The sequence below is a fragment of the Salmonella sp. 741265055_HSA genome, from assembly GCF_046569525.1.
GTDB lineage: Bacteria > Pseudomonadota > Gammaproteobacteria > Enterobacterales > Enterobacteriaceae > Salmonella > Salmonella enterica.
Genome location: NZ_JBKFSQ010000016.1, coordinates 1 through 24361, shown reverse-complemented (window position 1 = coordinate 24361; position 24361 = coordinate 1). Strand labels below are relative to the sequence as shown.

Sequence of the window (24361 nt, the reverse complement as noted above, 5' to 3'; positions counted from 1 at the left end):
TAAATGTCATTAATCAGTATGCATGGCGCATGGCTGTCGTTCAGCGACGCGCCGCTTCTCGATAACGCAGAGTTGCATATCGAAGATAACGAACGCGTCTGTCTGGTGGGGCGTAACGGCGCCGGGAAATCCACCTTGATGAAGATTCTTAACCGCGAACAGGGTCTGGACGATGGGCGTATTATTTATGAGCAGGATCTGATCGTCGCGCGTCTGCAACAGGACCCGCCACGTAATATTGCGGGCAGCGTCTATGACTTTGTCGCCGAAGGTATCGAAGAACAAGCGGAATACCTCAAGCGTTATCATGAGATTTCCCGTTTGGTGATGACCGATCCCAGCGAGAAAAACCTCAATGAAATGGCGCGCGTACAGGAACAGCTCGATCATCATAATCTGTGGCAGCTGGAAAACCGTATTAATGAAGTGCTGGCGCAGCTTGGACTCGATCCTAACGCCGCGCTGTCGTCGCTCTCCGGCGGCTGGCTGCGTAAAGCCGCGCTGGGTCGGGCGCTGGTCAGCAATCCGCGCGTATTGTTACTGGATGAACCGACTAACCATCTGGATATCGAAACTATCGACTGGCTGGAAGGGTTTCTGAAAACCTTTAACGGAACGATTATTTTTATCTCTCACGATCGTTCGTTTATTCGCAATATGGCGACCCGCATTGTCGATCTCGATCGTGGCAAACTGGTCACCTATCCGGGAAATTACGATCAATACCTGCTGGAGAAAGAAGAAGCGCTGCGCGTAGAAGAATTACAAAACGCGGAATTTGATCGCAAACTGGCGCAGGAAGAAGTCTGGATTCGCCAGGGTATCAAGGCGCGCCGCACCCGTAATGAAGGGCGCGTGCGGGCGTTAAAAGCGATGCGTCGTGAACGCAGCGAGCGCCGGGAAGTGATGGGCACGGCGAAGATGCAGGTCGAAGAGGCGACGCGCTCCGGTAAAATCGTTTTTGAGATGGAAAACGTCGATTACCAGGTAGAAGGAAAACAACTGGTAAAAGATTTCTCCGCTCAGGTGCAGCGCGGCGACAAGATTGCGTTAATTGGCCCGAACGGCTGCGGTAAAACCACGCTACTGAAACTGATGCTGGGACAGCTTCAGGTTGACAGCGGGCGCATCCACGTAGGAACGAAGCTGGAAGTCGCCTACTTCGATCAGCATCGCGCCGAACTGGATCCGGAAAAAACCGTGATGGATAACCTTGCTGAAGGCAAGCAAGAGGTGATGGTAAACGGTAAGCCGCGCCATGTACTGGGCTATTTGCAGGACTTCCTGTTTCACCCCAAACGGGCGATGACACCCGTCCGCGCGCTTTCCGGCGGCGAACGTAACCGTCTGCTGCTGGCACGACTGTTCCTCAAGCCGAGCAATCTTTTAATTCTCGATGAACCAACGAACGATCTTGACGTCGAAACGCTGGAACTATTAGAAGAATTAATTGATGGCTATCAGGGCACGGTACTACTGGTCAGCCACGATCGGCAATTTGTCGATAATACCGTGACGGAATGCTGGATTTTCGAGGGCGGCGGCAAAATCGGACGTTATATCGGCGGCTACCATGATGCGCGTGCGCAGCAAGAGCAGCATCTGGCGACGAAACAGCCGATGGCGAAAAAAAATGAGGAAGTTATTGCCCCTAAAGCAGAAATTGTAAAACGTGGCAGTAGCAAACTAAGCTATAAACTGCAGCGCGAGCTGGAGCAGTTACCCGGTCAGCTTGAAGACCTGGAAGCGAAGCTGGAAGCGCTACAGGCGCAGGTTGCGGATGCGGCCTTTTTTAGCCAACCCCATGAGCAAACGCAGAAAGTTCTGGCCGATTTAAGTCAGGCGGAGCAAGAACTTGAGCAAGCCTTCGAACGTTGGGAGTATCTTGAAGGTCTGAAAAACGGGGCATAACGAAAGGAGCGCCTATGTGTGAACATCACCATGCTGCGAAGCACATATTGTGCCCGCAATGTGACATGCTGGTGGCTTTACCCCGCCTCTCGCATGGGCAAAAAGCAGCATGTCCACGATGCGGCGCAACGTTAACGACCGAGTGGGACGCGCCCCGGCAGCGTCCTACCGCCTATGCGTTAGCGGCACTATTTATGTTGCTGCTTTCTAACCTTTTTCCCTTCGTGAATATGAATGTCGCGGGCGTCACCAGCGAAGTCACGCTTCTGGAAATCCCCGGCGTCATGTTTTCTGAAGATTACGCCAGCCTCGGCACGTTCTTTTTATTATTTGTCCAACTGGTGCCGGCATTTTGCCTGGTGACCATTATATTACTTGTCAACCGCGCCAATCTGCCGTTGTCGGTAAAAAAAACGCTGGCAAGGATTTTTTTCCTCCTCAAATCGTGGGGAATGGCGGAAATATTTCTCGCCGGGGTGTTGGTCAGTTTTGTTAAGCTGATGGCCTACGGCGATATCGGCATCGGCAGCAGCTTTATTCCCTGGTGCTTATTTTGTCTCGTTCAACTGCGGGCGTTCCAGTGTGTCGATCGCCGCTGGTTGTGGGATGATATCGCCCCGCAGCCTGCACTGGCGCAGCCGTTAACGCCGGGGATTACCGGTATCCGGCAGTCTTTGCGTTCTTGCGCCTGCTGCACGGCGATCCTGCCTGCGGAGAGTCTCGTCTGTCCGCGTTGCCATACGAAAGGCTATGTCCGGCGTAAAAACAGTTTGCAGTGGACGCTGGCGTTATTATTTACTTCGATCATGCTTTATCTGCCCGCCAATATTTTGCCGATTATGATTACCGACTTACTGGGCTCGAAAATGCCGTCGACCATTCTGGCTGGCGTAATTTTGCTGTGGAGCGAGGGGTCTTATCCGGTGGCGGCGGTTATCTTTCTCGCCAGTATTATGGTGCCGACGCTAAAAATGATCGCCATTGCCTGGCTTTGTTGGGATGCGAAAGGCCACGGTAAGCGCGACAGTGAACGGATGCATTTTATTTATGAAGTAGTGGAGTTTGTGGGACGCTGGTCAATGATTGATGTCTTTGTCATTGCCGTACTCTCTGCGCTGGTGCGCATGGGAGGATTAATGAATATTTATCCTGCGATGGGTGCGTTGATGTTTGCTTTAGTCGTCATAATGACAATGTTTTCTGCGATGACCTTTGATCCGCGTCTGTCGTGGGATCGTGAATACGAACCAGGCCATGAGGAGTCCTGATAGCATGGAACCTAAAAAAGGGGAAGCCAAAGTACAAAAGGTGAAAAATTGGTCGCCTGTCTGGATATTCCCGATTGTTACTGCGCTTATCGGAGCCTGGATTCTGTTTTATCACTACAGCCACCAGGGACCGGAAGTTACCTTAATCACCACCAATGCGGAAGGCATTGAAGGCGGAAAAACGACGATCAAAAGTCGCAGCGTGGATGTCGGCGTGGTTGAAAGCGCGACGCTGACTGACGATCTGACCCATGTACAAATCAAAGCGCGGCTTCATTCCGGTATGGAAAAATTGCTGCATAAAGACTCGGTATTTTGGGTCGTAAAACCGCAGGTGGGGCGTGAAGGCATCAGCGGGCTTGGGACGCTGTTATCAGGCGCATATATTGAACTACAACCAGGGAATAAGGGCAGCCAGCCAGAAAGCTATCAGCTTCTTGACTCACCGCCGTTGGCACCGCCTGATGCCAAAGGTATTCGTGTGATTCTCGACAGCAAAAAGGCCGGTCAACTCAGTCCCGGCGATCCCGTTCTGTTCCGGGGCTATCGGGTAGGGTCCGTTGAAACCAGCTCTTTCGATCCGCAAAAACGGACAATGAGTTATCAGTTGTTCATTAAGGCGCCAAACGATCGGTTGGTCACCAGTAATGTCCGATTCTGGAAAGATAGCGGTATCGCTGTGGATCTGACATCGGCGGGAATGCGCGTGGAAATGGGATCGTTGACGACGTTGTTTGGCGGCGGCGTGAGTTTTGATGTGCCGGAAGGACTTGAGCAGGGGCAACCCGTCGCCGAAAAAACGGCGTTTAATCTCTACGACGATCAAAAAAGTATTCAGGATTCGCTGTACACCGATCATATCGATTACCTGATGTTCTTTAAAGATTCGGTGCGCGGATTACAACCCGGCGCGCCGCTGGAGTTCCGCGGTATTCGTCTGGGGACGGTAAGCAAAGTGCCTTTCTTTGCGTCTAATATGCGTCAGGTGTTTAACGACGATTACCGTATTCCTGTGCTGGTGCGCATTGAACCGGAGCGTCTGAAAGCGCAACTGGGAGAAAATGCGGATGTTGGCGCGCATTTGACGGAACTGCTTAAGCGCGGTTTACGCGCTTCGCTTAAAACCGGTAACCTGGTGACCGGGGCGCTGTATGTCGATCTGGATTTTTATCCTAAGGAGCCGCCGATTACCGGGCTACGTGAATTTGATGGTTATGAAATTATTCCCACCGTCAGCAGCGGCCTAGCGCAAATTCAACAGCGACTGGTGGAAACGCTGGATAAGATCAACAACCTGCCGCTGAATCCGATGATCGAACAAGCGACCAATACGCTGTCTGAAAGCCAGCGTACTATGCGTCGGCTGCAAACCACGCTGGATAATATGAACAAGATTACCTCCAGTCAGTCGATGCAGCAGCTTCCGGCGGATATGCAAACGACGTTACGCGAACTTAACCGCAGTATGCAAGGTTTCCAGCCTGGATCGGCGGCGTATAACAAAATGGTGGCGGATATGCAGCGTCTCGATCAGGTGCTTCGTGAGTTACAACCGGTGTTGAAAACTCTGAACGAGAAGAGCAACGCGCTGGTATTTGAAGCGAAGGATAAAAAAGATCCAGAGCCTAAGAGGGCGAAACAATGAAAAAATGGCTAGTCGTGATAATGGCGTTCTGGCTGGCGTCATGTAGCTCCGGCGGAGAGAATAAAAGCTATTATCAGCTCCCGATAGCGCAAAGCGGTGTGCAAAGCACCGCAAGCCAGGGCAACCGTCTCTTATGGGTAGAGCAGGTTTCCGTACCTGACTATCTGGCAGGTAACGGTGTGGTGTATCAAACCAGTGATGTCCAGTATGTGATTGCCAATAACAATCTGTGGGCCAGCCCGCTGGACCAGCAATTACGTAACACGCTGGTGGCGAATCTTAGCGCCCGGCTTCCTGGCTGGGTCGTCGCTTCCCAGCCGTTGGGAACCACCCAGGATACGTTAAATGTTACCGTAACCGGATTCCATGGACGTTACGATGGTAAGGTTATCGTCAGCGGGGAGTGGCTATTAAACCACAACGGACAACTGATTAAGCGGCCTTTCCATATCGAAGCCAGCCAGCAGAAAGATGGCTATGATGAGATGGTCAAAGTACTGGCAAGCGCATGGAGTCAGGAAGCAGCCGCTATCGCAGATGAGATAAAGCGACTTCCCTGAGATAAAAGTAATGTAAATTTAATCGCTTCAGGTCGTGCGCCTGAGGCGGTTTTTTTATTTTTGACGCCGGAAAAATAATTGTTCTGGCTCACATTTTTTGTACAAATGATTTACCGTATAGCTCACAAATATGACATTGGTGTGAATTTTGCGCATTGACGGGCGATCCATTTAGAGGTATTCGTGTAGTGTGATTGCACATTTTGTAATCACTGTTTTCTTTTCCACCAGATACAAATATGAGGGAAACGAGGCATGAAGAGACAAAAACGAGATCGCCTGGAACGGGCACATCAACGTGGATATCAGGCCGGCATCGCCGGACGATCAAAAGAAATGTGTCCCTATCAGACGCTGAATCAACGGTCATACTGGTTGGGAGGTTGGCGACAAGCCATGGAGGACAGGGCGGTAATGGCCTGATTCTGTCTCTTTAGAAAAAGAAACCTCCGCAGTGCGGAGGTTTCGCCTTTATTGGCTTTGCAAGCATGATACCGATAGCGCGGAATATCAATTCAACACTTAGAACGCGGAAGTATCCTGGAACAAACCGACTTTCAAATCGTGTGCGGTATAGATCAGACGACCATCCACCAGAACCTCACCGTCCGCCAGGCCCATGATCAGGCGACGGTTTACGATACGTTTGAAATGAATGCGATAGGTGACTTTCCTGGCTGTTGGCAGAACCTGGCCGGTAAATTTCACTTCGCCCACGCCCAGAGCGCGGCCTTTGCCTTCGCCGCCCAACCAGCCCAGGTAGAATCCCACCAATTGCCACATAGCATCCAGACCCAGACAACCGGGCATCACCGGATCGCCGATAAAGTGGCATCCGAAGAACCATAGATCCGGATTGATATCCAGCTCGGCTTCGACATAGCCTTTGTCGAAATTGCCGCCCATTTCGGTCATCTTAACGACGCGGTCCATCATCAGCATGTTCGGCGCAGGGAGTTGCGGCCCTTTAGCGCCAAACAGTTCACCACGACCAGAGGCAAGAAGGTCTTCTTTTGTATAGGATTCGCGTTTATCTACCATGTTTTATGTAAACCTTATTTTATTGAAGCACGCAGGATAGCTAACACGTGTACGCTGAACAAGTCCGATCAGTTCGGAATAAAAGCGTTCAGCCAACGTAATGGCCACGGGAAACGATGACGGCCTTCCTGTTGCGTCGCCTGTGCGATACGCTCCTGGATAGTCTGCATCAACGTCGTTTGACCTTCGCCATCCCACACCAGATTTAACAGTAGCGGTAAGGCGTCGGTCACGTCGTCTACCGCCCAGATAGTGAACTTCTCTTCTTTAACCGCTTGCAGCAGTTCAGATTTAAGACTGAGATGGCGGACATTGGCGGCAGGGATAATCACGCCCTGTTTACCGTTTAATTCCCGCTGCTCGCAGATGGCGAAGAAACCTTCAATTTTTTCGTTTAGCCCGCCCACCGGTTGCGCGCGACCAAACTGATCGACCGAGCCGGTAATCGCAATGTTTTGATTCACTGGCACATTGGCCAGCGCGCTGATGAGCGCACATAATTCCGCCATTGAGGCGCTATCGCCATCCACTTCGCTGTAGGACTGCTCAAAGGTTAACGAGGCAGAGAAGGGAATTTGTTGCTCCAGCTGCAACTCCGACATCAGGAAGGCCTGCATAATCATCATTCCCTTAGCGTGGATATTCCCGCCAAGTTCGGCCTTGCGCTCAATATCGTTAAATTCGCCATCGCCGATATGCACAACACAGCTAATTCGCGACGGTTCGCCAAAGGCGCGCGGATGCCCGGGAAACTCAATGACGGAAAGCGCATTGATTTGTCCAACGCGTTCGCCTTCGGTTTCAATCAGGATCTGCTCTTGCAGAATCTCATCCTGCATCCGCTCCGCCAGAAAGCCTTCTCGCCATTCGCGTCGGGCAAGCATCAGGCTGAGCGCTTCTGCGCCGCAGGTATCGCCTTCGCATAAAGGCGACGCCTCCTTAAACTGGCGGGCTATCCACAGTGGGCAAAGAGGCAGCGTATCCTGTTCGCCGGTATAGCGCACAGCCTCGCGTATCAGGACGGGCCAGGCGTCCGGCGCCGGGGCAGGCAAATTATCGCGTGAAGCGATACGCGTCACCCATTGACACCACAGGGTCATAGCTTCTGCGTCCGCTATCTGTAAATTGTCTTCAAATTCACTGTAGATAGCCTGTTCCGCGAGCTCCGGTTCCATCTCCTGAAAATCGGCCAGTGATTCACGTTCGCCAACCAGAATCACCTTCAGCTTGAGCGGCATTGATGGCACGGAGACCGGCAATGGACGCGATTCGTCAAAGGCCACCCAGTCAAAACGTTCGCGGCTAACGATGGCTTTCAGACGCATCCATAGCAACGGCTGCGCCAGAAGGGTTCGTAAGGAAATAATCAGCACGCCGCCGTTCGCCTGATGAACCAGTCCCGGCTGCAGGATAATGTCGCCGTTATACTGCCGTAGGCAACCAAAGAGCTGTTCGGCTTCGACCCAGTCCGCGCTGACGACTTGTGTGACGGTGGCAAAGTTGTCTTGCGCATTCTGCGCGGCGCGGTAATGAACAGTATGCCCGGAAACATCATAATGTCCGCCGGTTAATTGTCCGGCATCGGTTTGCAGAGCGCGGACGGCATCTGAAAGTAAAGTGAGATACTCTTGCTCTTCAGGCGCTTTAGTCAGCATAAAAGAGGATGAGCTCCACGGCTGAATAAGCTGCTCAAGCGCAAATTGCAGTCGTGGCTGAGTATCACTGAGTAAGGTGTCGTTTTCGTCAGTCGCGTGTGGCTGTGCAAATATCTCCTGATAGCTTTCGCTATCCGGAACCAGATCACGCCATGCAAGTTTCGTAATGGTCAAAGTTGAGGTTTTTTAGTCTGTTGTAAAAGGGGGGATTATAGCCTAACCCGTCACGCTGCACACGCGGAAAGCGAATGCAAAGTAATATGAAGACGTGTAACCATTCACAGGTTCGAGATTCTTTTCTTCAGATAGCTAAAAAACTGATATTCTGATAACAGTTACACGGTAACATTGGGATCACAATGAAATATCAACAACTTGAAAATCTTGAAAGCGGTTGGAAATGGAAATATCTGGTGAAAAAGCACCGCGAAGGGGAGTTGATCACCCGCTACGTGGAAGCCAGTGCTGCCCAGGAAGCCGTCAATTTGTTGTTGGCCCTCGAAAATGAACCGGTGCGGGTAAATGTCTGGATAGACAGGCATATGAATCCTGCCTTGCTTAATCGGATGAAACAAACCATTCGGGCAAGACGCAAACGACACTTCAATGCGGAACATCAGCATACGCGCAAAAAATCTATCGATTTAGAGTTTATGGTCTGGCAGCGTCTGGCGGGCCTTGCGCAGCGACGCGGTAAAACATTATCCGAAACGATAGTGCAACTGATAGAAGACGCGGAGCATAAAGAGAAATATGCCACGCAAATGACCACGTTAAAGCAGGATTTACAGGCGTTATTAGGCAAGAAGTAACGCTGAAAGGCGTTGTCATCCAGACCAGAGCAAAAAACCCCGCGGCGCGGGGTTTTTTATCAGACGGAAACTTAAGCCTGCGGCTGAGTTACCACGTCTTTAACGCCTTTAACTTCGATCTCTACGCGACGATCCGGGGCCAGGCAATCGATCAGGGCAGCGCGAGGTTTCACGTTGTCACAGGTGTTGCCGGTAACCGGGTTAGATTCGCCCATACCACGTGCGGAGATTTTGTCAGACGGAATACCTTTGGAGATCAGGTAATCAACAACAGACTGAGCACGTTTCTCGGACAGACCCTGGTTGTAAGCGTCAGAACCGATACGGTCAGTGAAGCCCAGAACGACAACGGAACCGTCTTTCGGATCCAGGTTGCTCAGCTGGCTGTACAGCTGATCCAGAGCCTGCTGGCCTTCCGGCTTCAGGGTAGATTTGTTGAAGTTGAACAGTACGTCAGACTTCAGAGTGAAGTGCTTGGTCTGTACTTCCGGAGCCGGTGCCGGTGCCGGAGCTACTACCGGAGCAGCTTCTTGCTGGCCGAAACGGTAGGAAACACCTACGCTCAGCAGGCCGTTGTCCGGACGGGTGCCGATGGTGTTGGCATCACCGATGTTGTTAGTCCACTGGTATTCCAGACGGGTTGCGATTTCAGGGGTGATGGCATACTCGATACCGCCCGCGAATACCGGGGAAACGCCGGTGTCGTGGTCTTTAGTAGACGCGCCGCCAGGGACGTTAGACTTGGTGTCTGCACGCCATACCATACCACCCAGACGGGTATAAACGTCCAGATCGTCAGTGATTGGATAACCCAGTTTAGCGGTCAACTGAACGCCCTGAGCTTTATAAGCGCCATTGATGTTGTCGCCTTTGTACGGCATACGGCCTAACCAGTCGTAGCCCATTTCAAAGCCAACGTACGGGTTAACCTGGTAACCACCAAAAGCACCTGCGCCCAGTTGGTTTTCATGAGTCGGGCCATCATTGTTAATGAAGCCGGTGTCATGGTACTGAGACCAGCCCAGTTTAGCACCAGCATACCAGGTGTTATCTTTCGGAGCGGCCTGCGCTACGGTAGCGAAACCAGCCAGTGCCACTGCAATCGCGATAGCTGTCTTTTTCATTTTTTGCGCCTCGTTATCATCCAAAATACGCCATGAATATCTCCAACGAGATAACACGGTTAAATCCTTCACCGGGGGATCTGCTCAATAGTTACTCTACCGATATCTACGGCTTATGCTGAGCACCCCTGGCGATGTAAAGTCTACAACGTAGTTGGAAACTTACAAGTGTGAACTCCGTCAGACATGTGAAAAAAACATGACGGATATACACATCATTTAACAGTTTCAGATAATAAATCGTACAGCAAAAATTGCGGAAACCGCTTCTGGCAAGCTTTCTCGCAAAAAAAACGTTACCACTCAAAGGAGATGCGCTCGCGTAAAAAAAAGTCCAGGATAAATCCTAATTTTACTTAATGATACAAATTAGAGTGAATTTTTAGCCCGGAATGCTGTCTCCTGGGTAAAGTGTGCGCACGTACAGGGCGCATGATAAACCCTACCGCATTACCTACCTTCGCTGCTTCAACCAGGCTGGCATGTTCTTCTTCTGTCAGTTCTTCAGTCAACCAACCAATTACCACGCTGTAATTTCCTGTACGCAAAGCGCGGATCATCGACTCCAGCGTATGACGAGGCGCAAGCTGGCTAATTTGCATCACTTTCGTTAATGGCAAACCTGAAGATTGTACCCATTCACGGCTGAGCTTTTGCTGCGGCGTGAGCCAGAGCTGCCAGCGTGATTGTTGGCCTAACTGACGGAGTAAAGGCAAAAGCAGGAGTTGCGCCATCATGGGCTGGTCTTCGTGGTAGACAACTTCACTGACCAGTCCTGCCGCGGCATTTTCCGTAGCGGTGCGCGCAGCGTTGTGGGTAGTGGTAGGAAATGACGAAGAACGATTTGCATAACCTGAAGTGTACATAATCAATCCAGCCCTGTGAGTTACTGTATATTCATACAGTACCCCTGTGGCGATGAAAGATCAACTCTATTTTCGGAAACTGTCTCGCAATTTTTATTCTTAGTGGCGTCAAAAATAAAAATCATCTTGCTCGCGGAGTATAAGTTGCCTATTTTCGTCATTAACGGATCCGTTACTGCAAATCATTCTTTTACTTTATGATTTAAAAGGAATTTTATGAGAGCACTCTCTTATGACAGGATCTATAAATCGCAAGAATATTTGGCCTCTTTGGGGACGATCCAGTATCGATCTTTATTCGGTAGCTATAGTCTGACCGTGGAGGATACCGTCTTTGCGATGGTGGCTAATGGCGAGCTTTATCTCCGCGCCTGTGAAGAAAGCGTACCCTACTGTGTGAAGCATCCTCCCGCCTGGCTCATGTTTATGAAATGTGGACGTCCCGTTATGCTCAACTATTACCGGGTGGATGAAAGCCTGTGGCGCGATCAGCAGCAGCTGGTACGTTTATCGAAGTATTCTCTTGACGCGGCAATGAAGGAAAAACACAGCCGTATTTTACAGCACAGACTCAAAGATCTCCCCAATATGACCTTCCATCTGGAAACATTGCTCAATGAGTCAGGGATAAAGGATGAAAATATGTTACGCATACTGGGCGCGAAAATGTGCTGGCTAAGGTTGCGACAAAGCAACCCCTTGCTGACGGTGAAAGTTTTGTATGCCCTGGAAGGCGCAATTGTCGGCGTACATGAAGCGGCGCTCCCGGCGAGTCGTCGCCAGGAGCTTGCCGACTGGGCTCATTCGCTTACGGCTGGGTAATTAATGTAGAAGTCGGCGGTGAAATTTGCCGTTGCAAGCGTCCAATCTCGGGCAGTAAGGCAATGAGCAAACCAATTTGTTGAACAACCAGAGGTTCTTTGCTGTCCGGACGTGTTTCCAGCGACTGAACTCGCTGTTTTAAACCCTCCAGCGCCTGGTGTACGCGCTGTTCGTCTTCAGGTTGATGATGAAGCGCATCATCAACGTAGCAGACCGCGTCATCCAGAAGCCCCAACACGTCCGGATTACTGAGCTTTTCGCGGTGCGCGCCGAGGGCGGAGATATAGCTGGTAAAAGTGTGATTGAGGCAAAGCAGCCTGAACGCCGCCTCCCGGGTTTCAGCCGTGACGTCGGGTTCGCTCGACATATTAGAAACCACGGATGCCAGTTCTGCATCGCGGTTGTGCGCGTCGCGTCTGGCAATGCGATAGGCCAGGCGGTTATCCCGTCCCTGGTGATATTGCTCAAGGATCGCATCAAGGTAGCGGCAATTAGCATCGGTGGCGCGCTGGAGTATCCGGGGAAGGTTGCGAAAGCGCCAGTCCGGCCAAATAAAGCTGACCGCAGCCCAGGCGATAGCGCAGCCAATTAACGTGTCGACGACGCGCGGTAACGCTACCTCGAAGCCTTCGCCCAGGAGGTTAAAGCAGAGTAATACCAGCAGGGTGATGAACATCGTCGCATGGGCATACTGCACATTACGGAATGCGAAGAAAAGCACGCCGGTAATCACCAGCAGAACTAACTGTCCTTCAAGCGAAGGGACAAACCATAAAATCGGCAGGCCGATCGCAACGCCTACCAACGTACCGATAATCCTGAGCGCAAGGCGATGGCGGGTCGCGTTATAGTTAGGCTGGCAAACAAACAGGCTGGTGAGCAATATCCAGTACCCGTGGCGCATCCCGGTAATTTGGATGAGAGCATAACCGATGCACAATACCAGCGACATGCGTACCGCATGGCGAAAGAGAGCGGACTCCGGGGTAAAATTACGGCTCAGACGCAGCCAGATGTCGCTAAACCCGTGCAGGCTATCATCAGCCAACTGGTTTTCTGACTCATTGCGCGGCATTGCCTGGGCCTGCTCCGACTCGATCGTCGCCAGTTGCGCATCAATGGCGCGTAGGTTGGTTAATAAGAAACCAAGCGTATTCAGCAGTTCCAAAGAAGCGCCGCTGGCGCGCATACGTTCAAGCGCGGCGTCAATGTGGGTAAAGACGCGTTCGAAACGCGGATCATGCTGGTACGGCGTACGCAGTAAGATACAGCGCGCCAGCTGTGTACAGGCCTGCGCCTGCATCGACATCAGACGTTGGAAGCGGAACATGACGTCGCTATGGCGAAAATAATCGCGCAGCGTCTGGTATTGAATATGCGAAGAACTGGCGCGTTCATGAATATCCTGCGCCACAAAATAGTAATGGAGGGTGCGGCGCGTACCGCGTTGACCGCGATCGCCGCGCAGGCGAGTCAACAACGACACTTTCGTTTGGTTCAGCGTCGCCATTAACTGCCCGTTCGCTAACGCTAAATCATAGAGCGGTGCCTGGCTTTCATCTTCAATATCAGGATCAAACAGACGTGATTTCAGTTCCAGATAGTGCGCCAACTGTTCGTAACTGCGTGCCAGATTATCCTGCAACGGACGGATCGGAAATAGCAGATGCCCGGTTAACGTCAGTAGGTTATACCATACTGCGCCTGCCAGCAGGAGTAGAGGTTGCTGATACCAGTGCGCATATAAAGAGGTACCCAGCATTGTGTAGATGGCAATGAGTAACGCGCCGAACGCGATGGTGGCATAGCGTTGCCCTAATCCTCCCAACAGAATAAATCCGCTGGTGGATAACGTTAAGCCCAACGCAAATAGCCACGGCCAGGGAAAGAGCAGCTCCACAGAAGCCGACGCGATAAAAAAGCAAATTAAGGTAATGATTAAATTACGCAAGCGTCCGGCAAGGCGGTCGTCGAGATCGGTTAGCGCCGCGGCAACCATACCGAGCGTGAGCGGGATGGTAAGTTTGACGTCGCCCAGCCACCAGGGCAGGGCAGTGGTGCCGCACAGAGCGATAAAAATGCGGATGTAATACAGCCAGGTACTGTTCCAGGTATAACGGCGAATCAACGGACTTAACATAAAGGCTATTTGTCCCGATCATTCAAAACGGCGGCGCGCGTTAGCTTCTCGCGCGGCGCGAGCGGTTTCTACAGAGACGACGCGGCGACCGACAGGCCAAAGCGCAATCGCGGCAATTTTAAAGTTCGCAATACCGACAGGTATCCCGATGATAGTGACACACTGCGCGATACCGGAGGCAATGTGCATCAGGCATAGCCACCAGCCGAAAAAAAGTAACCAGAAAATATTCAGCAAGGTACCGCCAGTATTCATTAATACGCTTTTCGCCGCCGGATTAAGTTCGTCAACGTGAATGGCTTCATTACCGTAAGGGAACAGGGACAGTTTGGTTATCTCCCAGCAGGAGCGGGTCAACGGCAGGGTAAAAATAAGCACAATACTGACCAGCGTCGCCAGCAGCCAGGCCAGCGTAGTGGCAAAGCCGCCCAGTACAAAATTTAAAATATTCAGAACGGTACGCATAAACCCTCAGTTCATTCCGGTTTTCTATCACTGCGGGCAATTGTAACGTTTTTTTAGACTGGAGCACGTTTTCTCTGGCGGTTACACTGATAAGCACATCTTTACGTCTGGATTCGCTGAGTCATGGAACTGAAAGCAACTTCTCTTGGAAAACGTCTGGCGCAACACCCGTATGATCGTGCCGTGATCCTCAACGCTGGGGTGAAAGTGTCTGGCGACAGGCATGAATATCTTATTCCATTCAATCAGTTATTGGCGATTCACTGTAAGCGTGGGCTGGTATGGGGCGAGCTGGAGTTTGTCCTCCCGGAGGATAAAGTCGTGCGTTTGCACGGTACCGAGTGGTCGGAAACCCAGCAATTCCATCGCTATCTGGACGCGCACTGGCGTCGCTGGAGCCAGGAGATGAGTGATGTCGCCGCGCAGGCATTACAAGAGCAATGGGCGCGTATTAGTGAGCGAACGGGCGAAAACCAATGGCTTACCCGTGAACGCGTTCGGGGGCTGGAACACGAAATTCGCCAGACGTTTGCCGCCTTGCCGCTACCGGTCTCACGTCTGGAGGAGTTTGCTCACTGTCGCGAGATATGGCGTAAGTGTCTGGCATGGTTACAGGATAGCGAGGGAAGTCGGCAGCAGCATAATCAGGCGTATGCTGATGCCATGCTGGAAGCGCATGCCGACTTTTTTACGCAGATAGAATCCTCTCCGCTTAATCCTTCCCAGGCCAGGGCGGTGGTTAACGGCGAATCATCGTTACTGGTACTGGCGGGCGCGGGAAGCGGCAAGACCTCGGTGCTGGTGGCGCGCGCGGGTTGGTTGTTGGCGCTCGGACAAGCCGATGCGGGGCAAATTCTTTTACTGGCGTTTGGTCGCAAGGCGGCAGAAGAGATGGATGAGCGTATCCGCGAGCGCTTACATACGGAAGAGATTACTGCCCGTACGTTCCATTCGCTGGCGCTGTATATTATTCAGCAAGGCAGTAAAAAAGCGCCGGTTGTCAGTAAGTTGGAAGGTGACGCCACCGCGCGGTATCAGCTATTTCTGCGCACCTGGCGTCAGCAGTGTAGCGAGAAAAAAGCGCAGGCCAAAGGCTGGCGTCAGTGGCTGGAAGAGGAGATGCAGTGGGTAGTGCCGGAAGGTAATTTCTGGGACGATGAGACATTACAGCGGCGTCTGGCCCCTCGCCTGGATCGTTGGGTCAGTTTGATGCGTATGCACGGCGGCGCGCAGGCAGAAATGATCGCTGGCGCACCAGAGGAGTGCCGCGAGCTGTTTGGCAAACGCATTAAGCTGATGGCGCCGCTGCTGAAGGCCTGGAAAAGCGCGTTGAAAGCGGAAAATGCCGTTGATTTCTCCGGGCTGATCCATCAGGCAATGGTGATCCTCGAAAAAGGGCGTTTTATCAGCCCGTGGAAGCATATTCTGGTCGATGAATTTCAGGATATTTCCCCGCAACGGGCGGCGCTGTTAGAGGCGCTGCGCAAGCAGAATAGCCAGACTACGCTGTTTGCCGTTGGCGATGACTGGCAGGCAATTTACCGTTTTAGCGGGGCGCAGCTCTCCTTAACGACGGCGTTTCATCAGACGTTCGGCGAGGGCGAGCATTGCCACCTGGACACCACGTACCGCTTTAACAGTCGGATTGGCGATATTGCCAATCGCTTTGTACAGCAGAATCCGCACCAGCTTAAAAAACCGTTAAATAGTCTGACCCCAGGCGATAAAAAAGCGGTGACGTTATTGGATGAAAGCCAGTTGGACGCATTACTGGATAAATTATCCGGCTATGCGAAGGAAGATGAACGTATCCTGGTGCTGGCGCGCTATCACCATCTGAAACCCGCGAGTCTACAAAAAGCGGCGACTCGCTGGCCGAAGTTACAGATAGACTTCATGACTATCCATGCCAGCAAAGGCCAACAGGCCGATTACGTGATTCTTGTCGGATTGCAGGAGGGTAACGACGGTTTCCCCGCCCCGGCGCGCGAATCCATTATGGAAAGTGCGCTTCTTCCTCAGGTTGAGGATTTTCCGGACGCTGAAGAGCGGCGGTTGTTATATGTGGCGTTGACGCGCGCGCGTGCGCGGGTCTGGCTGCTTTTTAATAAAGATAATCCCTCGCGCTTTGTGGAGGCGCTTAAACAGCTGGATGTGCCGGTGGCGAGGAAGCCCTAAAGCGCGGGCGGTACAGCATCCCGCCCGCGTAGCGGTTATTTCAGGCGCTCGGCCAGATAACGCGCATAATCCGGAATAAGAATATCTACAGCGTCATTAAAATGCGGGGACTGGATGATAAAGTCCGCCGTTGAGACGTTAGTGGCGACAGGGATATTCCATACGGTGGCCAGACGCAGTAGCGCTTTGACATCGGGGTCGTGCGGTACCGCGTTAAGCGGGTCCCAGAAGAATATCAACACGTCGATTTTCCCTTCTGAAATGAGCGCGCCAACCTGCTGGTCGCCGCCCATCGGGCCGCTCAGCATCGCATTAACGTCCATACCGGTTGCGCGCTGGATCAGATTCCCCGTGGTGCCGGTTGCATAAAGAACGTGTTTTTCCAGCAACGGCTGATGGCGTTCCACCCAGTTCATTAACATCTGTTTGCAGTGGTCGTGAGCAACCAACGCGATATGTTTGCGCGTCGGCAAGGTGCGAGTCGTCAGTTCCATAATTCGATTCCGTAGTTAACCTGTCTACAGATTACTGGAAGCGCTTGATGCTGCAAGAGAAAGACAAAAAAATTGCGCGCTGGGACAACTCATATCAAGAGGGCGGCTGTTTTTCCGCCCATTGCAGAAAATGATGGCGTGTCTGCGGGTCGGCCAGTCGGAACCAATATTTCAGCCGTTGTTCTGTCAGAGTTTGTGATTGCGGCGGTACGGTATCAAGCTCTGAGACGTCGGAAAGTAATGTGCTGTCGTCTGCCATCATCGTGGCGAACTGAGGAAGCGAGGCGCGTTTCGCCGATTTATTATAACGCTCGGTCTCTATTTCATAATCGACCACTTTAGCCGTAGAAGTAATGGCCAGAATATCGAGTTTTACCGGAATGGGCATGGCGTCGCCGTCCAAAAGCGCCAGACGCGGCGCCGCGTTAAAATGCGAGGCTTCGCGCTCGTTTTCCAGCCGCGGGAGCTGGAAATTGACCTGACTTATCAACTGGGTATCGAAACTTATCACCAGCGGCGGAGAAATATAAAGCCGCTCTTCATTACCGGACAGGCGGATGGTTTTTTCCACCCGGAAAACGAGTTGATGCGGCCCGTTTTCCAGTTCGATGCTCTCTGCGCCGCGTAATAAAGAGCTGGATACCTTTTTGCCGTCCAGCACCAGCAGATCAACCTCATTCGACAAACGGAGCGTTGTGGCAAAAACAGTCACCGGCAAACAGAGAGCAAGGAAGGTGGTTAGCGCGCCGGTTTTCATAAGGTTCTCCTGTCCAAAGGCCGTCTGGCTAATAATGTATCGAAATTTTTCTTAGATCATGTTTACTAACATATAGACATATTTTGGCGTTTTGCTCTCATACATCGGTATGGGATGAATGGTTGCTATGTCAGGTTTGTCGTACACTTTGCAAAACAGCCAGGAGAAAGATGATGAAAGAGACCGATATTGCTGATGTATTGACGTCCACTCGCACTATCGCGCTGGTAGGTGCGAGCGATAAACCCGATCGTCCAAGTTATCGGGTAATGAAATACCTGCTTGAACAGGGCTACCATGTGATTCCGGTTGCGCCAAAAGTCGCGGGTAAGACATTGCTGGGGCAACAGGGGTATGCCACGCTGGCGGACATTCCCGAAAAAGTCGATATGGTGGATGTTTTTCGCAACTCTGAAGCTGCATGGGGCGTCGCACAGGAAGCTATCGCCATCGGCGCAAAAACGCTGTGGCTACAGCTTGGCGTGATCAACGAGCAGGCGGCGGTACTGGCGCGGGATGCAGGCATGACCGTGGTGATGGATCGCTGCCCGGCGATTGAGATCCCTCGCCTGGGGCTGGCGAAATAAAAGTTTAAAAGGCCGGATATCGCTCTCCGGCCTTTTAAATACAATCAGTTACGTAGTCGCGGCGCCTGAAGCTGCTTGCGAATGGTACGCGCCAGTTCATCCATCGATGGCTGTTCTGGATGCTCGTCCCGCATTTCGCTTCGCAACTGGGCCTCGGCCAGATAAGTATGCACTGGCTGACCATCATCATCTTCCATTACCACGTGGTACCACGGAGCGGCGCGAAGTTCGTCGTTAACCGCCAGTTCATCAGGCGACGGTTCATCAAGCGAATATTCCGGGTCGATATCGACGACCACTCCGAGGTAACCTAACAGGGAATGGCGGACCTGTTGGCCGATACCGAATTTGCTGGCTATCATAGTCACCTCCCGGGAAATAGATACCCTTTATATGAGGATACTATTCCACTTTTCAAGTTACATGACGCGACAGGCAAACCCTTTCAGATACAGCCCTTCCGGGTAGGTGGCGATCACCGGGTGATCGGCGGCCTGACGGAACTGCTCTATAAATTGTACATCACGACCGGCATCTATTGCGGCATCGGCAATGATTTTCTGAAATAAATCGCTGGTCATCAGTCCGGAGCAAGAGAATGTCAGCAGTATGCCGCCCGGATTGAGCAGTTGAATCGCTAACATGTTAATGTCTTTATAGCCCCGGCAGGCACCCATTAACTGGCTTTTATTTTCGACGAATTTGGGCGGGTCCATGATGATGACGTCGAATTTTTCGCCGTGTTCACGGTAAGCGCGCAGCAACTTAAACACGTCGTCGCGCACGAATTCGGCTTTGCTCAAGTCCAGTTGGTTCAGTTCAACGTTTTGCCTGGCGATATCCAGCGCATCCTGTGAGGTATCCACGCTGACAACCTGGCGACAACCGCCCATTAATGCCGACACGGCAAAACCGCCGGTATAAGAGAAGCAGTTCAGTACCCGCTGATTTTCCACGTAGCGGCGCGTCGCCAGACGACTGTCGCGCTGATCAAGATAATAACCGGTTTTGTGGCCGCCCTGGATATCGACCAGCAATTTCATACCGTGTTCTTCAATTGGCAGAAGCGCAGGCGGCAGTTCGCCAGTGACCGGGCCTTGTGTCAGCGCCATCCCTTCTTTTTTCCGCACGGCGACGTCGCTGCGATCGTAAATAGCGCAATCCGGATAGCATGTTTGCAGAGCGCTAATTAATGCGGCGCGTTGATATTCGGCCCCGGCGCTGAGCAGTTGCAGCACCAAAAAATGACCAAAACGATCGATAGTGACGCCAGGCAGGCCATCGGACTCACCGGCGATCAGACGATAGCTATCCAGGCCGTCTTTTTTTGCCAGCCAGTCGCGCCACTGCTGCGCCTGACGCAGGCGGCGGGTGAAAAACGCAATATCAATGGATTCTGCTTTATCAAATGTCCAGACGCGCGCGCGGATCTGAGATGCTGGCGACCAGGCGCCGCGTGCTAACCATTTTCCCTGATGGTCGACGATATCGATAGTTTCACCGAGGTTGGCTTTGCCTTCCAGACGGGAGACGGCGCCGGAAAAGACCCATGGGTGGCGGCGGAGTAAAGATTTTTCTCGCCCTTTGCTGAGGACTAAACGGGGATATTGCGGAAATGTAGATTCAGTCATGCGGAGTAACCTCTCACAAACAGTAACGCGAGCCGGATGATAGCTCCAGCCAGGGACCGTGAAAACGAAATGGCGCGTAGGGTAGCACAGATAAGAGGGGCAATCACCAGCGTATGGCGGTGAGCGTTTCTGCACAAAATAGAATCGTAAAGGCACAGTTTCTTCAGCGGGCGCTTTTTATAGTGTTATTTCTTTACATGAAGAAGGAAATACAATGAAAACAGTCTTCTCTTTGACCGCAGCCGCAATGATGGCATTGAGTGGCGGCGTATCTGCCGCGTCGGCGTTTAGCCTCAGTAGCGCGGATATTCCGGCGGATTTTCGTTTAACGCAACAGCACGTCTTTAAAGGATTTGGTTGTAGCGGAGAAAATATTTCGCCGCAGCTGAGCTGGCGCAATCCGCCTGCCGGAACCAAAAGCTACGCTATTACCGTCTTCGATCCTGATGCGCCCACCGGAAGCGGTTGGTGGCACTGGACGATGGTGAATATTCCTGCGCAGATTCACGACCTGCCGACGGGGGCTGATAAAAAAACGTTACCTGCTGGAGTGGTGCAGGGACGGAATGATTTCGGTTATGCTGGCTTTGGCGGCGCCTGTCCGCCGCCGGGCGATAAGCCTCATCGCTATCAGTTTACTGTGTGGGCGCTGAATACGGCAACACTGCCGCTCGACAGTGAGTCGAGTGGCGCGTTGGTAGGGTTTATGCTTAACGCGCATGTGATTGCGAAAGCACAATTCACGGCCACATACGGAAGATAAAACAGAGGACGGCACGGTGCAGGAGATGCATATTCGACATCAGGATCTTACGACGGCAGAGGTGCGTTCCAGTCATCTGCACCGTTTGCATCGTGTTACACTTTTTTCCGCCGCTATCTGCCATATTACGCAGGGCAGTAAAGTCATCATTCAGGATGATAGCCGCCTTGTCGCCGGGCCGGGCGAGTTGATTATTATCCCGGCGAACACGCCGCTGGAGATTATTAATCAGCCTGCGCAGAACGGTTTTCGCTCCGACCTGTTGTTACTTTCACCGGAGATTATTGCTCGCTTTAAAACGATGTACGTTCAGGATTATCCACCGGCAAACCTGACATCGCTGTGTACCCCGATGAGCCGTAGCCTGACATTTATGTGGGAGAACGTGTTGGATGCTGTGCGCCAGGGTTTACCCGTTGGGCTACAGGAACATCAGGCGATGGGGTTACTGTTAGCGCTTTTGCATGATGGCGCGGCAGGACCGCTGCTTATTGAACGGCGTTACACCCTCACCGAGCAGGTGCGGCAACTGATTATGCTCTCGCCTGCTAAGCTATGGACAGCCCAGGAGATAGCCCGCCGTCTTGCTATGGGAACATCGACGCTGCGTCGGCGCTTGCAGCGCGAATCGCAGAGTTATCGACAAATTGTTGAAGAGGTGCGCATGTCCTGCGCGCTTTCTCAACTGCAATCGACGACGCTGCCGATCGGCGAAATAGCGCTACGGTGCGGTTACCTGTCGGGGTCGCGATTTACGGCCAGATTCCGCCAACATTATGGGTGTTTGCCCAGTCAGGTACGTTAAGTATGTCCTGTATGAGCCTCCACCACTGATTATGAAAGGAGAACCATCATGTCGAACGTCTGCATTATCGCCTGGGTTTATGGTCGCGTTCAGGGAGTCGGGTTTCGCTATACCACGCAGCATGAGGCGCAGCGGCTGGGGTTAACCGGCTATGCGAAGAATATGGATGACGGAAGCGTAGAAGTGGTGGCCTGTGGCGACGCGGCGCAGGTGGAAAAGCTCATCAAGTGGCTGAAAGAGGGCGGGCCGCGCTCTGCTCGTGTGGACAAAATCCTCACTGAACCGCACAGCCCTCGCGAGACGTTAACAGGCTTCAGTATTCGGTATTAAATACACTTTACCGGTTTGGGCAGACCGGCGATTTTGGTCGCTTGCTTTGCCGGGCCTTTCGGGAACAGACGATACAGATAGCGGCTGTTGCCTTTTTCTTCGCCGAACTTATTCGCCATCGCTTTTACCAGCATTCGGATGGCGGGAGAGGTATTAAACTCCAGGTAAAATTCGCGCACGAAGCGCACGACTTCCCAGTGTTCCGCAGAGAGCTCAATGCCTTCATTGGCGGCGATAGCGACTGCCAGCGCTTCACTCCACTGCGTCGTCTCTTTCAGATAGCCTTCGCTATCAGTACTGATTTCTTTACCTTCAAAGATCAACATAACGTTTCACTGCGTAATCAACACGGACGGCAGTGTAGCAAAAAATAAAGCCCTGCATAAGCAGGGCTGGAAGAGGGGAATGTCGATTAGTCGCGGCTGGCGAAGCCCAGGATGCTGAGCAGGCTGACAAAGATGTTGTACAGCGAAACGTACAGACTGACGGTCGCACGAATATAGTTGGTTTCACCGCCGTGAATGATGTTACTGGTTTCATACAGGATAGCGCTCGAGGAAATCAGGATAAACACCGCGCTAATCGCCAGGTGCAATGCAGGCAGTTGCAGGAAAATATTCGCCACCATACCAATCAGCACGACGACGATCCCGGCCATTAACATACCGCCCAGGAAAGACATATCCTTACGGGTGGTCAGAACGTAAGCGGAGCAGCAAAAAAATACTAACGCGGTACCACCCAGCGCCAGGCCAATAACATCGCCCATGCCTGCTGACAGATAGGCGTTAAGAATCGGGCCCAGGATATAGCCGAGGAAGCCGGTAAACGCAAAAGCAGACAGGATACCGACCGGCTTATTGGCGGTTTTATAGGTCAGGAACATCAGCCCATACATACCGACCAGCGTCAGAATCAGGCCGGGGGAGGGCAGCATCAGTACCGTACTGGCTGTCGCGGTAATTGCGGAGAAAGCCAGCGTCAGGCTCAACAGAAAATAGGTGTTGCGCAGTACTTTGTGCGTACTCAGTAGCGAGCTACGATCACGCGATGATGTAATGATACGATCCATTAGTCACTCTCTTATGACAGATGTAATTAATAAAGGAGAATAATAAAAACAGTCACTGTCACCCAGTGGTTTTACCCATCTTTACGCATTCGTTTACGTTTAGTTTCCTTAAGAGATTTCAGGTGATTACCGTCGTTAAAACGGTCTGCTCATGTCTGGCGCTACGCCATAAAACAGGCGGCAGCGCCAACCACGCGCTACCGATAAAAAATTGATAATCACAGCGATAAAACAGTGGGGACGATCAACACGTATTAAGCCAGTTTTTGTGTTGAAGAAATGGTCAATGTGCCGCTATTTCAGGCAATTAACGAAATTTTGCCTGTTTTTCACGCAAACGAACACATTCGGTCTTTACATGACGCACCGGGATGTTTATAGTGCGCCTCATTCCGGAAGTGTGGCCGAGCGGTTGAAGGCACCGGTCTTGAAAACCGGCGACCCGAAAGGGTTCCAGAGTTCGAATCTCTGCGCTTCCGCCAGATTAAACAAGGGGTTACCGAAAGGTAACCCCTTTGTTTTTTTTGCGCTTAGAATATAGTTAGAAAATACTGCTAGAATATTTCCCAAAAAAAAGACTGTTTTTTCATGAGTTGACTGACAAAAGCGGTATGTCCAGCGTCGGTGTAACCTTTGTCAACTGGTTATCTGCGGCTGGACATAATTTTATCTGATATTCAGGCTGTACCAGCGCAAAGGTTCCGTGAGTCCGACTGTCTTTTTTGCTTCCAAATATTCAGTTTTAATTATCTGAGTATGGCAAGGTGATCATCTGTATCAAACACCGGGCAACTGGTTTTACTTTACCCAACGATTACGTCCCTGTTGTTTAGCCCGATAAAGGGCCTCATCCGCTCTGGCAATAATGCCGGTAACAGTGTCACCGGCTGTGGAAAGGGTGATGCCCATGCTGACAGTGACCGTTTCACTAACCGCAGATGCTACATGCGCCAGTGCGATTTCACGCAGGTTTGTCTGAATACGTTCAGCAACCAGCGCAGCTTCATTCAGCGACGACGAAGGCAGCACAACGACAAATTCTTCGCCCCCGTAACGTGCCACCAGGTCTGCCGGAGTACGAACCGATCTCTTCATCACATCAGCCACCTTTGCCAGACAGGCATCGCCAGCCTGGTGACCATAATGGTCGTTATAGTTTTTGAAATAGTCCACATCGAGCATGATCAGTGCAAACGACTCCGCCTGGCGGAGAGCATCCCCAAGAAAACTTTCCATTGAACGTCGATTAGCGGTCCCGGTCAGTGCATCCTGGTGAGCCATAACGTCGAGACGCGCGATAAGCATCCGGTTTTCCTGGTAACGCAACCAGGCTTCATCAAACCAGCGCTGCAGGATAAAGCGACCATAAATGAGTATGGCGGTAAGCGTACAGCGCGAACCGTCTGGTCATAATCTGATGTATCCGACAAAGTGG

At 51.9% G+C, this 24361-nt stretch carries 24 protein-coding genes, 1 tRNA gene and 1 pseudogene; 13 read left to right on the top strand and 13 right to left on the bottom strand.

What is annotated here, in order from left to right:
• Positions 1-3: 3 nt before the first annotated feature.
• From ACLD4K_RS10920 to rmf, 5 genes are all read left to right on the top strand, one after another.
• Positions 4-1911 (top strand): ABC transporter ATP-binding protein, encoded by a 1908-nt coding sequence (locus ACLD4K_RS10920; RefSeq protein WP_411011852.1) that lies wholly within the window; start codon positions 4-6, stop codon positions 1909-1911.
• Between the two features lie 14 nt (positions 1912-1925).
• Complete coding sequence (pqiA, locus tag ACLD4K_RS10915) at positions 1926-3179, top strand: membrane integrity-associated transporter subunit PqiA (protein ID WP_411011851.1); 1254 nt, start codon at positions 1926-1928, stop codon at positions 3177-3179.
• Between the two features lie 4 nt (positions 3180-3183).
• Positions 3184-4824, top strand: coding sequence for an intermembrane transport protein PqiB (pqiB, locus tag ACLD4K_RS10910; RefSeq protein WP_150362072.1), 1641 nt, complete (start codon positions 3184-3186; stop codon positions 4822-4824).
• Entirely contained in the window at positions 4821-5384 is a 564-nt protein-coding gene (pqiC, locus tag ACLD4K_RS10905) for a membrane integrity-associated transporter subunit PqiC (RefSeq protein ID WP_000759136.1), read from the top strand. Before pqiB ends, pqiC begins: the two co-directional genes overlap by 4 nt.
• 255 nt (positions 5385-5639) lie before the next feature.
• A complete protein-coding gene (gene rmf / locus ACLD4K_RS10900) occupies positions 5640-5807 on the top strand; it encodes a ribosome modulation factor (protein ID WP_001537784.1) in 168 nt (55 codons plus the stop codon).
• 99 nt (positions 5808-5906) lie between these two features.
• Here rmf and fabA read toward each other — a convergent pair whose 3' ends face one another.
• Entirely contained in the window at positions 5907-6425 is a 519-nt protein-coding gene (gene fabA / locus ACLD4K_RS10895) for a bifunctional 3-hydroxydecanoyl-ACP dehydratase/trans-2-decenoyl-ACP isomerase (protein WP_411011850.1), read from the bottom strand.
• Between the two features lie 68 nt (positions 6426-6493).
• Positions 6494-8254 carry an AAA family ATPase gene (locus tag ACLD4K_RS10890; protein ID WP_411011849.1) on the bottom strand — a complete coding sequence of 587 codons (1761 nt, stop codon included), beginning with the start codon at positions 8252-8254 and terminating at the stop codon, positions 6494-6496.
• Between the two features lie 185 nt (positions 8255-8439).
• Between ACLD4K_RS10890 and matP the strand changes: the two genes are divergently transcribed.
• The gene (matP, locus tag ACLD4K_RS10885) at positions 8440-8892 is read left to right on the top strand and encodes a macrodomain Ter protein MatP (RefSeq protein ID WP_000877172.1); all 453 of its coding nucleotides are present in this window, start codon (positions 8440-8442) and stop codon (positions 8890-8892) included.
• Positions 8893-8963: 71 nt separating this feature from the next.
• Here matP and ompA read toward each other — a convergent pair whose 3' ends face one another.
• Positions 8964-10016, bottom strand: coding sequence for a porin OmpA (ompA, locus tag ACLD4K_RS10880; RefSeq protein ID WP_023193195.1), 1053 nt, complete (start codon positions 10014-10016; stop codon positions 8964-8966).
• Positions 10017-10372: 356 nt separating this feature from the next.
• The gene (gene sulA, locus ACLD4K_RS10875; RefSeq protein ID WP_080108354.1) at positions 10373-10882 is read right to left on the bottom strand and encodes an SOS-induced cell division inhibitor SulA; all 510 of its coding nucleotides are present in this window, start codon (positions 10880-10882) and stop codon (positions 10373-10375) included.
• A gap of 216 nt (positions 10883-11098) precedes the next feature.
• On the opposite strand from sulA, the gene ACLD4K_RS10870 reads away from it, so the two are divergent.
• A complete protein-coding gene (locus tag ACLD4K_RS10870) occupies positions 11099-11704 on the top strand; it encodes a TfoX/Sxy family DNA transformation protein (protein ID WP_001202375.1) in 606 nt (201 codons plus the stop codon).
• On the opposite strand, the gene yccS is transcribed toward ACLD4K_RS10870, so the two are convergent.
• Together yccS and ACLD4K_RS10860 are read right to left on the bottom strand one after the other, a co-directional pair.
• Entirely contained in the window at positions 11691-13844 is a 2154-nt protein-coding gene (yccS, locus tag ACLD4K_RS10865; RefSeq protein WP_411011848.1) for a YccS family putative transporter, read from the bottom strand. The two genes, ACLD4K_RS10870 and yccS, sit on opposite strands and share 14 nt — an antisense overlap.
• 18 nt (positions 13845-13862) lie before the next feature.
• Positions 13863-14309, bottom strand: a complete 447-nt coding sequence (locus ACLD4K_RS10860; RefSeq protein WP_001261222.1) for a YccF domain-containing protein — start codon at positions 14307-14309, stop codon at positions 13863-13865.
• A gap of 123 nt (positions 14310-14432) precedes the next feature.
• Between ACLD4K_RS10860 and helD the strand changes: the two genes are divergently transcribed.
• Positions 14433-16487 carry a DNA helicase IV gene (gene helD / locus ACLD4K_RS10855; protein WP_411011847.1) on the top strand — a complete coding sequence of 685 codons (2055 nt, stop codon included), beginning with the start codon at positions 14433-14435 and terminating at the stop codon, positions 16485-16487.
• Positions 16488-16522: 35 nt separating this feature from the next.
• On the opposite strand, the gene mgsA is transcribed toward helD, so the two are convergent.
• Complete coding sequence (mgsA, locus tag ACLD4K_RS10850) at positions 16523-16981, bottom strand: methylglyoxal synthase (protein WP_000424187.1); 459 nt, start codon at positions 16979-16981, stop codon at positions 16523-16525.
• A gap of 94 nt (positions 16982-17075) precedes the next feature.
• Entirely contained in the window at positions 17076-17738 is a 663-nt protein-coding gene (locus tag ACLD4K_RS10845) for a DUF2057 family protein (protein ID WP_000847736.1), read from the bottom strand.
• A gap of 173 nt (positions 17739-17911) precedes the next feature.
• Here ACLD4K_RS10845 and ACLD4K_RS10840 point away from each other — a divergent pair, with 173 nt between their 5' ends.
• Positions 17912-18325, top strand: coding sequence for a CoA-binding protein (locus tag ACLD4K_RS10840; protein ID WP_001537782.1), 414 nt, complete (start codon positions 17912-17914; stop codon positions 18323-18325).
• A 44-nt stretch (positions 18326-18369) separates the two neighbouring features.
• Here ACLD4K_RS10840 and hspQ read toward each other — a convergent pair whose 3' ends face one another.
• Both hspQ and rlmI read right to left on the bottom strand, forming a co-directional pair.
• Positions 18370-18687 (bottom strand): heat shock protein HspQ, encoded by a 318-nt coding sequence (hspQ, locus tag ACLD4K_RS10835; RefSeq protein WP_000561983.1) that lies wholly within the window; start codon positions 18685-18687, stop codon positions 18370-18372.
• A 57-nt stretch (positions 18688-18744) separates the two neighbouring features.
• Positions 18745-19956 carry a 23S rRNA (cytosine(1962)-C(5))-methyltransferase RlmI gene (gene rlmI, locus ACLD4K_RS10830; protein WP_000140480.1) on the bottom strand — a complete coding sequence of 404 codons (1212 nt, stop codon included), beginning with the start codon at positions 19954-19956 and terminating at the stop codon, positions 18745-18747.
• Positions 19957-20170: 214 nt separating this feature from the next.
• Between rlmI and ACLD4K_RS10825 the strand changes: the two genes are divergently transcribed.
• Genes ACLD4K_RS10825 through yccX form a run of 3 tightly spaced genes read left to right on the top strand, consistent with a single transcriptional unit; the run spans position 20171 to position 21854 of the window.
• A complete protein-coding gene (locus tag ACLD4K_RS10825) occupies positions 20171-20719 on the top strand; it encodes a YbhB/YbcL family Raf kinase inhibitor-like protein (protein ID WP_000859417.1) in 549 nt (182 codons plus the stop codon).
• A 25-nt stretch (positions 20720-20744) separates the two neighbouring features.
• Positions 20745-21524: a helix-turn-helix transcriptional regulator gene (locus tag ACLD4K_RS10820; RefSeq protein ID WP_000548082.1), complete on the top strand. Its 780-nt coding sequence runs from the start codon at positions 20745-20747 to the stop codon at positions 21522-21524.
• A 48-nt stretch (positions 21525-21572) separates the two neighbouring features.
• Positions 21573-21854 (top strand): acylphosphatase, encoded by a 282-nt coding sequence (gene yccX, locus ACLD4K_RS10815; RefSeq protein WP_000072884.1) that lies wholly within the window; start codon positions 21573-21575, stop codon positions 21852-21854.
• Here yccX and tusE read toward each other — a convergent pair.
• A complete protein-coding gene (gene tusE / locus ACLD4K_RS10810; RefSeq protein WP_000904446.1) occupies positions 21851-22180 on the bottom strand; it encodes a sulfurtransferase TusE in 330 nt (109 codons plus the stop codon). The genes yccX and tusE overlap by 4 nt on opposite strands.
• An 86-nt stretch (positions 22181-22266) precedes the next feature.
• A complete protein-coding gene (gene yccA / locus ACLD4K_RS10805) occupies positions 22267-22926 on the bottom strand; it encodes an FtsH protease modulator YccA (protein WP_411011846.1) in 660 nt (219 codons plus the stop codon).
• Positions 22927-23320: 394 nt separating this feature from the next.
• On the opposite strand from yccA, the gene ACLD4K_RS10800 reads away from it, so the two are divergent.
• Positions 23321-23408 (top strand) — tRNA-Ser (locus tag ACLD4K_RS10800).
• A 316-nt stretch (positions 23409-23724) separates the two neighbouring features.
• Here ACLD4K_RS10800 and ACLD4K_RS10795 read toward each other — a convergent pair.
• A pseudogene (locus tag ACLD4K_RS10795) lies at positions 23725-24315 on the bottom strand (membrane-associated sensor domain-containing protein); the annotation flags it as partial.
• Positions 24316-24361 lie beyond the last annotated feature (46 nt).